General features: G+C 29.4%; 13 protein-coding genes. 8 read left to right on the top strand and 5 right to left on the bottom strand.

Translation table 11 applies throughout. The features are described 5' to 3' along the window. Positions 1–107 precede the first annotated feature (107 nt). A complete protein-coding gene (locus tag C4S75_RS06650; protein ID WP_105297522.1) occupies positions 108–941 on the top strand; it encodes a hypothetical protein in 834 nt (277 codons plus the stop codon). Between the two features lie 11 nt (positions 942–952). Next, on the top strand, positions 953–1567 hold the full coding sequence (locus C4S75_RS06645; protein WP_105297521.1) for a deoxynucleoside kinase: 615 nt from the start codon (positions 953–955) through the stop codon (positions 1565–1567). Positions 1568–1695: 128 nt separating this feature from the next. Here the strand turns inward: C4S75_RS06645 and recQ are convergent, their stop codons facing one another. Beyond that, positions 1696–3891 (bottom strand): DNA helicase RecQ, encoded by a 2196-nt coding sequence (recQ, locus tag C4S75_RS06640; protein ID WP_105297520.1) that lies wholly within the window; start codon positions 3889–3891, stop codon positions 1696–1698. A gap of 84 nt (positions 3892–3975) precedes the next feature. Here recQ and C4S75_RS06635 point away from each other — a divergent pair, with 84 nt between their 5' ends. Together C4S75_RS06635 and tatC are read left to right on the top strand one after the other, a co-directional pair. Beyond that, on the top strand, positions 3976–4938 hold the full coding sequence (locus C4S75_RS06635) for an SIS domain-containing protein (RefSeq protein WP_370431229.1): 963 nt from the start codon (positions 3976–3978) through the stop codon (positions 4936–4938). Between the two features lie 44 nt (positions 4939–4982). Then, positions 4983–5804 carry a twin-arginine translocase subunit TatC gene (gene tatC, locus C4S75_RS06630; RefSeq protein WP_105297518.1) on the top strand — a complete coding sequence of 274 codons (822 nt, stop codon included), beginning with the start codon at positions 4983–4985 and terminating at the stop codon, positions 5802–5804. Between the two features lie 48 nt (positions 5805–5852). Here tatC and C4S75_RS06625 read toward each other — a convergent pair whose 3' ends face one another. After that, positions 5853–6701, bottom strand: coding sequence for a fructosamine kinase family protein (locus tag C4S75_RS06625; RefSeq protein WP_105297517.1), 849 nt, complete (start codon positions 6699–6701; stop codon positions 5853–5855). Positions 6702–7051: 350 nt separating this feature from the next. Here C4S75_RS06625 and C4S75_RS06620 point away from each other — a divergent pair, with 350 nt between their 5' ends. Further along, on the top strand, positions 7052–7594 hold the full coding sequence (locus tag C4S75_RS06620; protein ID WP_105297516.1) for a plastocyanin/azurin family copper-binding protein: 543 nt from the start codon (positions 7052–7054) through the stop codon (positions 7592–7594). Positions 7595–7661: 67 nt separating this feature from the next. Here C4S75_RS06620 and C4S75_RS06615 read toward each other — a convergent pair whose 3' ends face one another. From C4S75_RS06615 to C4S75_RS06605, 3 genes are all read right to left on the bottom strand, one after another. Next, positions 7662–8429 carry a hypothetical protein gene (locus C4S75_RS06615; protein WP_105297515.1) on the bottom strand — a complete coding sequence of 256 codons (768 nt, stop codon included), beginning with the start codon at positions 8427–8429 and terminating at the stop codon, positions 7662–7664. 594 nt (positions 8430–9023) lie between these two features. Further along, positions 9024–10310 carry an adenylosuccinate synthase gene (locus C4S75_RS06610; protein ID WP_105297514.1) on the bottom strand — a complete coding sequence of 429 codons (1287 nt, stop codon included), beginning with the start codon at positions 10308–10310 and terminating at the stop codon, positions 9024–9026. A gap of 253 nt (positions 10311–10563) precedes the next feature. Next, positions 10564–12024, bottom strand: coding sequence for an aminoacyl-histidine dipeptidase (locus C4S75_RS06605; RefSeq protein ID WP_105297513.1), 1461 nt, complete (start codon positions 12022–12024; stop codon positions 10564–10566). A gap of 327 nt (positions 12025–12351) precedes the next feature. Between C4S75_RS06605 and C4S75_RS06600 the strand changes: the two genes are divergently transcribed. From C4S75_RS06600 to C4S75_RS06590, 3 genes are all read left to right on the top strand, one after another. Further along, positions 12352–13650 (top strand): aminopeptidase P family protein, encoded by a 1299-nt coding sequence (locus C4S75_RS06600; protein WP_105297512.1) that lies wholly within the window; start codon positions 12352–12354, stop codon positions 13648–13650. Between the two features lie 29 nt (positions 13651–13679). Next, the gene (locus C4S75_RS06595; protein ID WP_105297511.1) at positions 13680–14549 is read left to right on the top strand and encodes a cupin-like domain-containing protein; all 870 of its coding nucleotides are present in this window, start codon (positions 13680–13682) and stop codon (positions 14547–14549) included. Positions 14550–14646: 97 nt separating this feature from the next. Then, positions 14647–14889, top strand: a complete 243-nt coding sequence (locus tag C4S75_RS06590; protein WP_105297510.1) for a hypothetical protein — start codon at positions 14647–14649, stop codon at positions 14887–14889. The last annotated feature ends 38 nt before the right edge of the window (positions 14890–14927 follow it).

Below are 14927 nucleotides of genomic sequence, written 5' to 3'. Positions count from 1 at the left end.
GAAAATCTCTATCCAATTATTGAAAATTATTTTCTTTGAGAAGATTTTTTGGAATCAAACAAGTAAAATTATTTTTTTACTTTTACTTTATTTTTTTTGAAATTTCAATGTCACGATTCATCAATTTGCTGGTTTTACTACTATTTATCAATATCTCATTAGGACAACAATTGGTTTTACAAGATAGTATTAAAATTGAAGTTCCCGAATCGTTTAATTTTCAACAAGCAGATATCTTCAATTCATTATATTTCGTTTCTCAAAAGGATAATACTTTATTAAAATACGATCCAACTTCACAAAAAAAATTTATACTTAAAAATTTTAATACATCCAAAAAGCTGTTTATCGTAAATCCTTTATTTTTAGTAACTTTTGATAAGATGAACCAAATTCTTGAATTTTATGACGATAAGTTGATCAATACTCAGGATAATGTTTCTATTTTAACCGATCAACTTATAAATCCAGACTTAATTTATGTTCAAGACAACCATTCATTATTATATTTTGATGAGTTGAACTCTCAAAGCTTTATTCAATACGATTACAGATCAAAAAATACCATACTTTTTTCAAATACTTTGTCTGAAGAACTTTCAGATAATTTTATACTAAAGGATATCTACAATTCTAAACAATCAAAATTTCTTCTTTTAAAAAGTAACAACGAATCCAACGAAGCTTATCAATACAAAATTTGTAAGCAAAAAAATCAAAATATATATACTTATCTAATACCCGAAATGGAAGACTATGGATGGATGGAACAAAATTTTTATTGGATACATAAGGGTTATTTATATATATATGATTTTGAAAACGAACCCGTTCAGATACCCTTGCCTAATTTAGGTGAAAAATATTATATTTTAAATAAACATTTATTTCTATGGAAATCTAAGGTTATGTACCTTTACACATTAGAAACTAAAAAATAAATTTATTAAGAATGCATATTGCTATAACCGGAAATATCGGCGCAGGAAAAACTACATTAACTAAATTATTATCAAATAATTACAATTGGATTGCACAATTTGAAGACACCGAACAAAATCCATATCTAGACGATTTTTATTACGATATGGCTAAATGGTCATTTAATTTGCAAATCTATTTCTTAAGTTCTCGTTTTAAACAAATAAAAGAAATTAGAGAAAATAAGAAAAATACAATCCAGGATAGAACTATTTATGAAGATGTATATATTTTTGCTTCCAATCTTCATGAAATGGGATTGATGCAAACTCGAGATTATGACAATTATTTGAATCTTTTTAATTTAATGAAAGAGTATATCCAAGCTCCGGATCTTCTGATCTATCTTCGCGCCACCGTTCCTACTTTAGTAAATCAAATTCAAAAAAGAGGAAGAGAATACGAAACGTCCATTAGCATTGATTATCTTCAAAGATTAAATGAAAAATATGAAGAGTGGATTTCTAATTATACTGAAGGAAAATTATTGATCATCGATGTGGATAATATGGATTTTGTTGACAATAAGGAAGATTTAGGAAAAATTATTGATAAAGTAGAAGCTAATATTCACGGTTTATTTTAAAAGATTTCCGTCTTTATACGATAAAAATATACTTTCTAAAATTTAAAAAAAATAGTAAATAATTTATTAAAATTATTTACTATTTATAGTTTATAGGGTGAATAAATGTACTATTTATCCAACTAAATTTAGTTAGCAACTTCGCTAATAAATTTAATCCTCATAATTCGTAATTCATCTTCTGAATAGTCTTCTCCAAATTCATCCAACAAGACGGACATTTTATCACTTTCAGACTCCATCAAAAAATCTATAATTTCGTCTTGTTGCTCTTCATCCAATAATTCATCTACATAGTAACCAATGTTTAGTTTAGTTCCTTGATAAACAATACTTTCCATTTCATTAAGTAAATCATTGATTGATAAATCTTTTGCTTTTGCAATATCTTCAAAATCCAATTTTCTATCCGTACTTTGAATTATGAATACTTTATGAGACGATTTATTGGCTACTTGCTTAATGACTAAATCATCAGGACGTTCAATATCATTTTCTTCAACATATTTGGCAATATATTCAACGAAATCTTTTCCAAATTTCTTTGCTTTACCCTCTCCTACACCAAACACATTGGAAAGTTCTGAAAGAGTGGTCGGATAATGTAAAGCCATATCTTCCAAGCTGGGATCCTGAAATACAGCAAAAGGAGGAATTGCATTTTTCTTGGCAACTCTTTTTCTGATATCTTTTAAATCATCAAATAATTTTTTATCTAATGCAGTGCTACCCGCCGCTTGAGGAGTAACGATCGGAGTTTCCATTTCTTTTTCAAAATCAACATCCTCGGCTATAAAAATTTCCTTAGGATCATTAATAAATGTTTTGCCTAATTCGGATAATTTTAATAGTCCGTAAGTTTCTATATCTTTAGCAAGAAAATTATGGACTATAGCCTGTCTGATGATGGATTTCCAGAAATTATCCGATTTATTTTTACCAAAACCAAAATAATCTTCAAATCCCAACTTATAAGATTTGGTAATGGCTGTTTCTTTTCCAACAGCTACATTAACCAGATCTTTTAATTTTAATTTTTCTTTGGTTTTTTCAACTACAGTAAGGATTTGTTTCATTTCTTCCGTAACATTTACCATTGTTTTCGGATTCATGGAATTATCATCCATTTTTGCTCCCAAGCCATTTTTTTCGTCAAAATCTTCTCCAAAATAATGAAGTAAATATTTTCGTCTGGACATGGATGTTTCCGCATAACCTACCACTTCTTGTAAAAGTTGTAAGCCAACTTCTCTTTCAGAAACAGGCTTTGAAGCTAAAAATTTTTCTAATTTTTCAACATCTTTATAATCGTAAAAAGCAAGACAATAACCTTCTCCTCCATCCCTTCCGGCTCTTCCGGTTTCTTGATAATAACTTTCTAAACTTTTGGGTATATCATAATGAATTACAAAACGCACATCCGGCTTATCAATACCCATTCCGAAAGCTATGGTTGCACAAATTACATCCGTTTCCTCCATTAAGAATTTGTCTTGATGGGCTGCTCTGGATTTACTGTCTAATCCGGCATGATAAGGCAAGGCGTTTATACCATTGACTTTTAATAATTCAGCTAATTCTTCTACCTTTTTTCTGCTTAAACAATAGATAATTCCGGATTTACCCGGATTGTCTTTTATATATTTTATAATTTGTTTTTCAGGATTTATTTTAGGTCTGATTTCATAATATAAATTCGGTCTGTTAAAAGAAGATTTGAAAATTTTAGCATCCGTCATTCCTAAGGTTTTTTGGATATCATCCTGAACCTTTGGCGTTGCTGTAGCCGTCAGGGCTATTATAGGTGTTTTACCGATTTTTTCAATTATGAATCGTAAATTTCTGTATTCAGGACGAAAATCATGTCCCCATTCAGAAATACAATGCGCTTCATCAATCGCAAAAAATGATAATTTTATAGTTTTTAAGAACTCTATATATTCTTCTTTAGTTAAAGATTCGGGAGCTACATAAAGCAATTTGGTTGTCCCGGATAATATATCATCTTTAACTCTTTTTATTTCTGTTTTATTTAATGAAGAATTAAGGACATGTGCTATTCCTTCACTTGAGGATATACCTCTGACAGCGTCAACCTGATTTTTCATTAAGGCTATTAAGGGAGAGACAACAATCGCTGTACCCTCTAATAATAAGGCAGGTAACTGGTAACACAAGGACTTTCCGCCACCTGTAGGCATCAATACAAATACATCGTTGCCGCTCAACAAATTCGTAATTACTTCTTCTTGCGGCCCCTTAAATGAATTAAAACCAAAAAATTTTTTTAATAATTTAGGCAAGTCTTTTTCCAAAGATTTCATTCTTAAACTTTAGTTTTTTATTAAATTTGCTGTTTATTAAATTAAATATACAACAAATTTCTTAAACAAAAAAAATTATTTATTTTGGATGATCAAATGATTTTAAAAGCAGGCAAAGATACTATTTTATTTGAAACAACCGAATTACAATCCTTACATAATCGTTTAGGTGATGATTTTGTTAAAGCGGTACGCTATATACTTGATTCTAAGGGTAAACTTGTTTTGTGCGGAGTCGGAAAAAGTGCACATATAGCCAATAAATTAGTAGCCACCTTTAATTCTACCGGAACACCATCACAATTTTTACATGCCGCCGAGGCGAAGCATGGCGATTTAGGTATTATTACTAAAAACGATGTGGTCATCTGCATTTCTAACAGCGGTACTTCCTCAGAAATTCAAGAAGTAGCTCCTTTTCTTAAAGAATATTCTTCGGTATTAATAGCCATGACCTCTAATAAAAATTGCTTATTGGCAGAACTTGCTGACGTGGTTTTAGATACTCAAGTGGAAAAAGAAGCTGATCCTAATAATCTGGCACCCACCACTTCCACTATAGTACAATTAGCTATGGGGGATGCTCTAGCAGTTGCCTTACTTCAGGCTAAAAATTTCACTTCTTCCGATTTTGCAAAATATCATCCGGGAGGCGCTTTAGGTAAAAAACTGCTTCTAAAAGTGGAACAATTGGTAAAACCTGACCGAAGACCTGAAGTTCAACTATCTGCTCATCTTAAAGAAATTATCAATTCCTTAACGTATTCATCTTATGGTATCACTGTTGTTATTGAGGATCATAAGGTTAAAGGAGTAATTACCGACGGAGACGTAAGAAGGACCTTAGCTAAAAATGTGGATTACAACCAAATTACAGCTAAAGATATAATGTCTGTTACGCCTAAAACCATTCAAAAAAATGAATTGGCCAGCGTTGCTTTTGAAGAGCTTAAAAATTATCAAATAGGTCAATTAGTTGTACTTGATGCAGAAAATTATGTAGGAATTATAGACCTGCACACTCTTTTGGATAATGGATTTAAATAATTTTATCTAAATTAGTATCTTCTTTATTTAACTAAAAAAATTCAATGGCTCAAAAAAAAGAGAATGATAATGCGAATATGCCGTTTCTTGCTCATATTGGCGTTTTAAGAAAGCATATTTTACGATCTTTAGTGGCTATATGTTTAGGGGCATGTTTCGTTGGATATAAAATTCATTTTGTAATGGACCATATTATATTCGGTCCGATACATAAGAATTTTTTGACCTTTAAACTTATGAATTTTTTCGGTAGGATTTTTGGTTCTAGTGATGTATTTGACATGCCCGACGAATTTCCCATCCAAGTGCGTAAAATTTTTGAGCAATTAAATACAGCCTTTTATGTGTCTATTGTAGGAGGATTTATATTGGTATTTCCTTATGTTATTTATGAATTATGGAAATTTATTTCTCCCGGACTTAAACCGAATGAAAAGAAAAATTCTTTGACTTTTTTTATTTCAACTTATTTTCTCTTTATTCTCGGATGTTGTTTCGGTTATTTTTTTGTTACTCCTTTGACAATGCACTTTGGTTATTTTTTTAATATTTCCGAAACCATTAAAGTTAACATTGATCTGTCCAGTTATATACGAATTCTATTACAAACCGTATTAGGAATGGGCTTGATTTTTTTATTGCCTATTATTGTATATGTTCTTACCAGTATCGGTATTTTAACTCCAAATTTCTTAAAAAAATACAGAAGACATGCCTTGGTTATTATTTTAATAATTGCCGGGTTTATCACCCCCGGTGATATTCCTTCGATGCTCGTTGCCTCTTGTCCTTTATATTTACTATACGAAGCCAGTATATTGGTTTCTTCCTTGGTTTACAAAAGAAATAAAAGAGACGTTTCTTAATCGCGCAATATCGTAAGCATTTGAGATTCTAATAAAATATAAAAAAATCTAAAATTCACTTAAAATACTTTTAACTTCATCTAAATAATAATTGCCGAATAAAATGGAATGAACCAGCAAAGGGTATAATTGGGTATAGGGTATACGTTCCTCCCATCCTTTTTCTAATGGATATTTAGAATTGTAACCTTCATAAAAATAGACGGAAAATCCACCAAACAGACGGGTCATGCCCAAATCCATTTCTCTATGTCCATAATAAACGGCCGGATCTAAAACCACCGGATCACCGGTATCTGATATTAAGAAGTTGCCATTCCACAAATCTCCATGGACTAGTGATGGAGTTTCTTTAGGAAAAATATCATCAATTTGTTGATAAAAATTTTCTGCCGCTCGTACTTCTTGATTAGTTAAAGCATTCATATCAGTCAATTTTTTTATTAAGGGTTGTAAATGATATTGAGCATAGAATTCACCCCATGTAGACGCTTTCGTATTTTTTTGAGGTAAAAGTCCCACATAATTATCGCTACTGAATCCAAAAAACGGTTGAGGAATTTTATGCATCGAAGCAAGAGATTTACCAAAATTTCCCCATATTTCTTCATTAGCTTGACCCTTGGAAATTAATTCGAGAATTAAATATTGCTCATTTCCACTATCATCTATTTTAATAATCTTAGGGGTTCTTAACGTATGGGTTTCCTCTATAGATTTTAGTCCTTTTGCTTCCTCTCTAAGCATTCCGGGAAATTCTTTTGTACTATTAGTTTTCATAAAAAAATTTCCCTCCTCAGATTGTAAAACGTATGACTTATTTGTGTCTCCTCCCGAAATAGGTTTATAACTAGTTATCTTAATCGGTAAACGTTTCAGTATATTTTGAAGATTCATGTTTGATTTTTTATAATTTTAAATAATATTTATTAATAATATCAAAAAATATACAAAAATGTATTACTATTTTATAATATTCTAACATACTAATATATCAATATAAAAAAAAATAAAACTTTAAAATAATTGGATACATGCTACAATTAATATTCAAATAATTTTATTTATTATATCAATTTTTATATAAATATTGATTTTTATCGATATATTAATTGTAAATAGCTAATTTTTAATTTTATTCTAATAAAAAATTACTAATTTTGAAGAAACTAATCTTATACTCTTTTACATTTACTTTTCCTTAAAATCTGAACACTTCTAGTCAACCCTAAAATTTTAAAAAATTTATGAAAAAAAAGATTATTTTATTTGCACTATTTTTAATAACCTCATTAAATCTTTATACTTCTTGTAATAAAAAGGATTCATCACATAAAATTGATCCTTTATCTGCAGCCGCTTCTATGACACAAGAAGATATTCAAAAATCCAAAGAGGAAGAGATTGCTAATCTCCCTGAAAATACTTTTATAATAGAGGGAGATGATGCTATGCAATTTAATATACACGAATTAAAAGCAAAAACAGGAAAACCCATTACCCTTACACTTAAACATGTGGGTAAAGCAAGTGTTAAAGATATGGGACATAATATAGTAATTATAAAACCGGGTACCAATTTTAATGATTTCGCAAATCGAGCAGCTAAGGATGCGGCTGATGATTATATTCCTAAAAATGATCCGTCGATTGTTGCCCATACCAAATTGTTAGGAGGAGGTGAACAAGATACGATAACCTTTACGATTAATGAAAAAGGAACTTATGAATATTTATGTACATTTCCCGCTCATAGTGCGACAATGAGAGGTAAACTTATCGTAGAATAAATTTTTAACTTTTAAAATAAAAAACAGGAAGTATATTCCTGTTTTATTTTTTTATATAAAATTAAATCTATTTTATTTTTGGCGCTTGTAAATAATAATTATGGGCCGTTTTTAATATATATTCCTCATTTATATCCGAATAGTCTATACAACTGACTTGAGAATTTACATCATCATTATATAATTGGCGATAGACATTGGATCGAACAAATGGATAATATTTTCCTTTTTTAACTAATAGCATTAACACCGTTAATAAATCTTTATCATTTTTATCAGTTGAATTATAAAAATCAACAAGAAATGGTATGGACTCAATAGCATTAATTTCCAATAAAGCTTTTTTAAAGTTGAGACCCATAAATTGATTTTTTAAAGAGGTTTCACGTATAAATTCTTGAATATTTTTTCGATATTGTTTTAAAAACTTTTTTTGTCTTGCACTCCATTTGGGATCATTAACCGAAGTAGGCAGCTTTCCGAAAATTTTATTTTCCTCATAGATCGCTAGGGAATCCATATCTTCGCTTGAAGATTTAATTTCGGGATAAACCATAGTGTAGGTAAATTTTTCTTTGATTGTCAATTTATCAAAATCTTTTTCCGATAAGTACCGATCATCATATTCATTTGATTCAATACCATTGATTGATGACAATTTTGAAATCAACTTTTCAATTTTTGATAAATTATAAGATGGTATTGAATTTTTTAAACGTTCTTCTAGATTTATACTTTTTATATTAGTTGAATCAATCGAAATGTTATTTTCAGTTTCTTGAGCAGTATAAATATTAAAAAGCAATAGAATAATAAGTAAAAATTTTTCTCTCATAAGCGCATATAATATTAGTTTTTTTCATAATAGTAATCAATATAACATTAAAAAGCAATATAAAACGCTCGAATCATTTTATATAAAAACTCGCTTTTAATAGTAATGTTTTATAGTAAATCCTACGGATACTGAATTACTCTCTCAAATACCTTGCAATATAAACAATAATTTATCATAAATAGGAATTTATTTTCATAAAATAGAATAATATTTGTCATATAATTAGCATTTTGAAATTAAAAATTAAGAATATATAAATATTCCATTTATATTTTTTATATAAAAAAAATCATTTATAAAATTTTATAACATATAACAATGATTTTTACTACTATAAATCTTTTATTAAATTTTAAAAATTAAATATTTGATATAGAATATATGGCAAAATAAATAAAATATTTAAATAATATAAAAAGGAGAATGATAACAATGATATTTGATTTCATTCTCCTTTTTAATAGGTTAAGTGAATATATTTATAATTCAATTATTAATTCATCAATAAAATACAATGTTCAATACATTATATATAAATATTATTTATTATGGCTTGAACAAAGTAATTGAAATAAAATGTAATAATAAGTATTATTTCAAATTAGATTTAATGATATTTTGCGATCTTTCAGGACCTACAGAAACTAAATATATTGGAACTCCTAGAAAATTTTCAATAAATTCTAAATATTTCTTAGCTAGAATAGGTAATTCCTCATAAGAGGTAACTTTTGAAATATCTTCTTTCCAACCGTCTAAATCTTGATAAATAACTTCATAATTTGCTAATTCTTCAATAGTAGACGGGAAAATATCAGTTATACTACCTTCAGGCGTTTTATAGGCGGTTCCTACTTTAATTTTATCAAAATCACTTAATACATCCAATTTGGTTATTACTAAATGCGTAATCCCATTAATCATGCATGAATAGCGCAAGGCTACTAAGTCTAACCAACCGCAACGACGTGGACGTCCGGTTGATGCCCCATATTCATTACCAATTTTACGTATAAGTTCACCTGTTTCGTTTTCCAATTCAGTGGGAAAAGCCCCGTTACCAACCCGTGTACAATATGCTTTGGATACTCCTATTAAATTTTTTAAACTGGTTGGTGGAACCCCTGCTCCTACGGTAGTGCCACCGGTAGTTGGAGACGACGAGGTTACATAAGGATAGGTTCCGAAATCTATATCTAGCATAAGTGCCTGTGCACCTTCAAAAAGAACGTTTTTATCTTCTTTTATCGCATGATTAATTTCATATTCTGAATCTATAATACGATTTTTAAGTTTTTTTCCAAATTCAAGATATTTTGTGTAAATATCATCAAATTTTAGAAGTTCTTTGTTAAACAGCTTTTCAAATAAAACATTTTTAACATTAAGATTTTCCTTTATTTTAGTTTTTAAAACTTCAGGATTTAATAAATCAATGGCTCTGATCCCTGTTCTTGAAATTTTATCTTCATAACAAGGTCCTATCCCTCTTTTGGTTGTTCCAATTTGAGAACTTCCTGCAAATTCTTCTCTATAAGTATCAAGTAAAATATGATACGGCATAATGATATGAGCCCTGCTGCTGATAAAAACATGATCGGTATTTAAACCTCTTTTTTCAATTTGTTCTATTTCATTGAAAAAAGCTTCAGGATTTACTACCACCCCATTTCCTATGATACATTTTCCTTTACATTGAAGAACTCCGGAAGGCAAAAGATGTAATACAAATTTATCTTCTCCTACGTATACTGTATGTCCTGCATTATTTCCTCCTTGATAGCGTACTACATAATCTGATTTTTCCGCTAAAACGTCTGTAATTTTTCCTTTTCCTTCGTCGCCCCATTGTAAGCCGACAACAACATATGTTGACATATATAGTTTAATTTATAATAGTTTTATTATTTTATAGAAATTACTTAAAAATAGCAACTCTTTTTGCAAAATTAATTGATTATTATTAATAGCTGCTATTTTACTTAAAAAGTAATTGACATTTTATTACCATATATTAAAATATGAGCTTATTAAAATTAATTTATTTAAGAATCTTACAGATCATTATTTATTAAATTGTGGTATATCTGCAAAAAATTACTCCTCTCTTAACAAGCTCATAAAAAAAATTTTATTTTACCGGAATGTTTTTAAGAATTTCCAGTAAGAAATCCCAAAATTTTTGAACCGATGATATACTAACTCTTTCTTTAGGAGAGTGGGCTCCTTTAATAGTTGGCCCGAATGAAATCATATCCATTGATGGATATTTTTCACCAATAATTCCACATTCCAACCCTGCATGACAAGCCTGAACAGAAGGTTTCTCTCCGTATTTTTTTTCATAAATACTTTCCGCCAGTTTTAATATTTCTGAAGAGGGATTTGGTTTCCATCCGGGATATGAACCGGTTAAATCAACTTTCATTCCTCCTAACTCTAATGCAGCTTCAAGTGACGTTGCCACCCACATTTTAGAACTTTCAACTGATGATCGCGTTAAACATTGTATTTCAGCCTTTCCTTTTTCCAATTTTACTCTTGCAATATTATTTGAGGCTTCAACTAATCCTTTGATATCCGGACTCATTCGAAATACTCCGTTGGGAGCAGCTTGTAGACTTGAGATAAATTTTTTACTGTCTTCAACGCTCAATCCTTTTTCTACATGATCTATCTGAGAAAGCTGAATATTTAGATTACTATCTATACTACTAAATTCTGATTTGATCTCTGAATATAGTTGATTAAATTGTTCTTGTAATTTGTTTTCAAACTCAGAGGATATTGAAAATATAGCAAAAGCTTCTCTAGGTATAGCATTTCTCAAGCCTCCTCCATCAAAAGAAATCAATTGAATATTAAATTTTAAAAAATCATATAAAAAACGGTTTAATATCTTATTAGAATTACCTAAACCTTTATGAATTTCCATTCCGGAATGACCTCCATGTAAACCGGACAAATTAATTCGGTAAGTTTCAGTATTTTTATTGATTTCTTTTTCTTCATAATTTGCTTTTGCTGTAACATCAATTCCTCCCGCACAACCTATGTCAATTTCATCATCTTCTTCTGTATCCAAATTAAGCAAAATATCTCCTGATAATATATCTTTACTTAATTCGAATGCTCCGGTTAAACCGGTTTCTTCGTCAATGGTAAATAAAGCTTCAATAGCCGGATGCTCAATATCTTTTGAAGATAAAACACTCATGATGGCAGCAACACCTATTCCGTTGTCTGCCCCTAAGGTTGTTCCTAATGCATGAACCCAATCTCCTTCATAAGTCATTTGTATTCCTTGAGTTTCAAAATCAAAATCAACATCATTATTTTTTTGGCAAACCATGTCCAAATGGGATTGTAAAACCACCTTTTTTCTATTTTCATATCCCGGGGTTGCCGGTTTTTTTATTACCACATTTCCACAGATATCTTCAATAGTTTCTAAATGTAAAGATGCTCCAAAGTCTTTAATAAATTTGATAACTTTTTCTTCTTTTTTAGAAGGTCTTGGTACGGAATTCAAATCCGCAAAATGATTCCATATAGACTCGGGTTTCAATTTCTTAATAGTGTTATTATTCATGTCTTATCTTAATTAAGAGGAATTTTTATTGAACAAATTTCGTTTTTTTTATAAAAAAAACCTGCAATTTTTGTCTTTAAATACATGAAAAAAAGAAAAAATTTATTTAACTTTTAATAATTAACATTTAGGCTATTCAATGATTATTGATACTATTTAGAAAAATAGCCTTTCTTTTTATTAATAATGCATTCATATGCTCTTTTGAAATAATAAATTTATCTATATAACAATAAAGTAAATAAACTAAAAAAGCTTTTTTAACTTTTCTAAAATTATAAAGAGTTGAAGTATTATTGTTATTTTTGATAAATAAAAATTAGTTAAATGAATACCAGATATAATGCTTTAGACAAAGATTTATTTATTAAAAATAGAAAAAAATTTGTCCAAAGAATGGCCCCAAAATCAGTTGCAATATTCAACAGTAATGATATTTATCCTATCAGTGCAGACAGTACTCTCCCTTTTCAACAGCAACGAGATTTATTTTATCTTTCAGGAATTGATCAAGAAGAATCTATTTTAGTATTATGTCCCTATGCTTATTTAGAGGAACATAGAGAAATGCTTTTTTTACGGGAAACTAATGAACATATTGCCATTTGGGAAGGAGAAAAATATTCTAAAGAGCAAGCAACAGAAGTTTCAGGAATTAAAAATGTGTACTGGTTACAAGATTTTGATAAAATTCTTGAAATGGTTATTGTTCAAATGGATAATATATATATAAATATTAATGAACATTACAGAGCCGAAAAAGTTGTTGAAACCCGAGAAGATAGATTCATAAAAAAATTACAAAATAAATACAGAGGTCATTGTTATTTACGAAGCAATCCCATCTTACAACATCTACGCTCAATTAAAGAACCTGAAGAAATAAACGCTATTCAACAAGCTTGTGATATAACGGAAAAAGGGTTTAGAAGGATTCTTCCATTTATTAAACCGGGAGTTTGGGAATATGAAATTGAAGCGGAGTTAATTTATGAATTTATTAAAAACCGTTCCAAGGGCTGGGCTTATACACCTATTATAGCTTCCGGGAAAAACAGCAATGTTTTGCATTATATATTAAACAATAAAGAATGTAAAGACGGAGATGTTGTTTTGTTGGACGTGGGGGCCGAATATGCCAATTATTCTTCGGATATGACACGTACTCTTCCCGTGAACGGAAAATTTACACCCCGACAAAAAGAAGTATACCAATCGGTTTTAAATGTTAAAAATGAATCTACTAAGCTTTTAATTACGGGTAATAATTGGTACAGTTACCATGAAGAAGTGGGTAATATAATGACGGAAGAATTGTTAAAATTAAATCTTTTAACAACAGAAGAAGTTAGAAATCAAGACCCGAAATGGCCCGCTTATAAGAAATATTTTATGCACGGAAATTCTCATCATTTGGGCCTTGATACACACGATTATGGTATACTGACGGAATCATTTGTACCTAATATGGTGTTTACCGTTGAACCGGGTATTTATATTCCGGAGGAAGGATTCGGGATTAGAATAGAAGATAATGTAGTGATTCAATCGAATGGAAATCCTCACAATTTAATGAGAAATATACCTATCGAAATTGAAGAATTAGAAGATCTTATGAATTCATGAAACTATAAAAAACTATAAACCTTAAACCTATGTTTACTTATAAACCTATTGACCGAGTTGAAAAAATATCCAAAGAAGACTTTTATAATCAATATTATAAACCACAAAAACCGGTAGTAATTGAAAAACTGACTGAAGATTGGCCTGCTTATAAAAAATGGAATTTTGACTATATTAAAAAAGCTGCAGGTGATAAAATTGTTCCTCTGTATAATAATGATCCTGTTAGTGCTGATAAAAAAGTAAATGAACCGGACGCCAGAATGAAAATGTCCGACTATATTGATTTACTTCAAAAAGGCCCGACTGATTTAAGAATATTCTTATTTAATATACTGAAACAAGTACCGGCCATGCAAAACGATTTTAAGTTTCCGGACTTAGGCCTAAATTTATTTAAAAATTTACCTATGTTGTTTTTCGGAGGTGCGGGTTCCAATGTTTTTATGCATTTTGATATAGATTTAGCCAATATTTTACATTTTCATTTTGCAGGTGAAAAACAATGCATATTGATGAAGCCTCAAGATACGAAGTATATGTATAAGATACCATATGCTACTATTTGCAGAGAAGACATAGATTTTGATAATCCGGATTTTGATAAATGGCCCGGATTAAAACACGTTACTCCATATAAGGCTCATTTATCTCATGGTGAAATGCTATACATGCCTGAGGGTTGGTGGCACTATATGCAATATTTAACTCCGAGTTTTTCAATGAGTTTACGATCTTTGGCTAAAAGACCTGCCAATTTTGCTAATGCTGTATTGAATATTTTCATTAAAAGGAATTACGATAATTTTATGAGAAAAAGACAGGGACAAAAATGGATAGATTATAAAAATAATAAGGCCATACTTGATACTAACAGAGCAATTCATCTTTCAAAATAATTTTTTGATAAGTTGAGCTATAATAACCTGAATTATTTTTTGTTTTGATTAAAATTAATTATTATATTTGAGCAAAACAATATATAATAATTGTATTATGGTAACATTGCTTTATATAGGCTCTTGGCCATTTGTGAAGTTTATAGGATTTATTTTATTTTTATTAATTGCCTTTATAGGTTTTTGGTGTCTTACTTTTTTAGTATGTATCCTTCCATATTGGTTAACTTTTGGTATTGCAGAAAATAAAGGTAAAATAAATGCTCATATATCTCCTGATGAGGTGAGATCTAAAACTCTTCCTCAACAACAAAATGTAGAAGTTGTTTATACAAAATAGGTAAATTATACTCAACAAAAAACAAAAGCTGCAAATTA

The sequence above is a fragment of the Apibacter sp. wkB309 genome (genome assembly GCF_002964915.1).
Lineage (GTDB): Bacteria > Bacteroidota > Bacteroidia > Flavobacteriales > Weeksellaceae > Apibacter.
Note: the sequence above shows the minus strand (reverse complement) of the source record. Positions and strands in the feature narration are given on the sequence as shown.

Coding starts and splice junctions, on each gene's coding strand:
- C4S75_RS06650 (WP_105297522.1), top strand. CDS start 108: ATGTCACGATTCATCAATTTGCTGGTTTTACTACTATTTATCAATATC.
- C4S75_RS06645 (WP_105297521.1), top strand. CDS start 953: ATGCATATTGCTATAACCGGAAATATCGGCGCAGGAAAAACTACATTA.
- recQ (WP_105297520.1), bottom strand. CDS start 3,891: ATGAAATCTTTGGAAAAAGACTTGCCTAAATTATTAAAAAAATTTTTT.
- tatC (WP_105297518.1), top strand. CDS start 4,983: ATGGCTCAAAAAAAAGAGAATGATAATGCGAATATGCCGTTTCTTGCT.
- C4S75_RS06625 (WP_105297517.1), bottom strand. CDS start 6,701: ATGAATCTTCAAAATATACTGAAACGTTTACCGATTAAGATAACTAGT.
- C4S75_RS06620 (WP_105297516.1), top strand. CDS start 7,052: ATGAAAAAAAAGATTATTTTATTTGCACTATTTTTAATAACCTCATTA.
- C4S75_RS06615 (WP_105297515.1), bottom strand. CDS start 8,429: ATGAGAGAAAAATTTTTACTTATTATTCTATTGCTTTTTAATATTTAT.
- C4S75_RS06610 (WP_105297514.1), bottom strand. CDS start 10,310: ATGTCAACATATGTTGTTGTCGGCTTACAATGGGGCGACGAAGGAAAA.
- C4S75_RS06605 (WP_105297513.1), bottom strand. CDS start 12,024: ATGAATAATAACACTATTAAGAAATTGAAACCCGAGTCTATATGGAAT.
- C4S75_RS06600 (WP_105297512.1), top strand. CDS start 12,352: ATGAATACCAGATATAATGCTTTAGACAAAGATTTATTTATTAAAAAT.
- C4S75_RS06595 (WP_105297511.1), top strand. CDS start 13,680: ATGTTTACTTATAAACCTATTGACCGAGTTGAAAAAATATCCAAAGAA.
- C4S75_RS06590 (WP_105297510.1), top strand. CDS start 14,647: ATGGTAACATTGCTTTATATAGGCTCTTGGCCATTTGTGAAGTTTATA.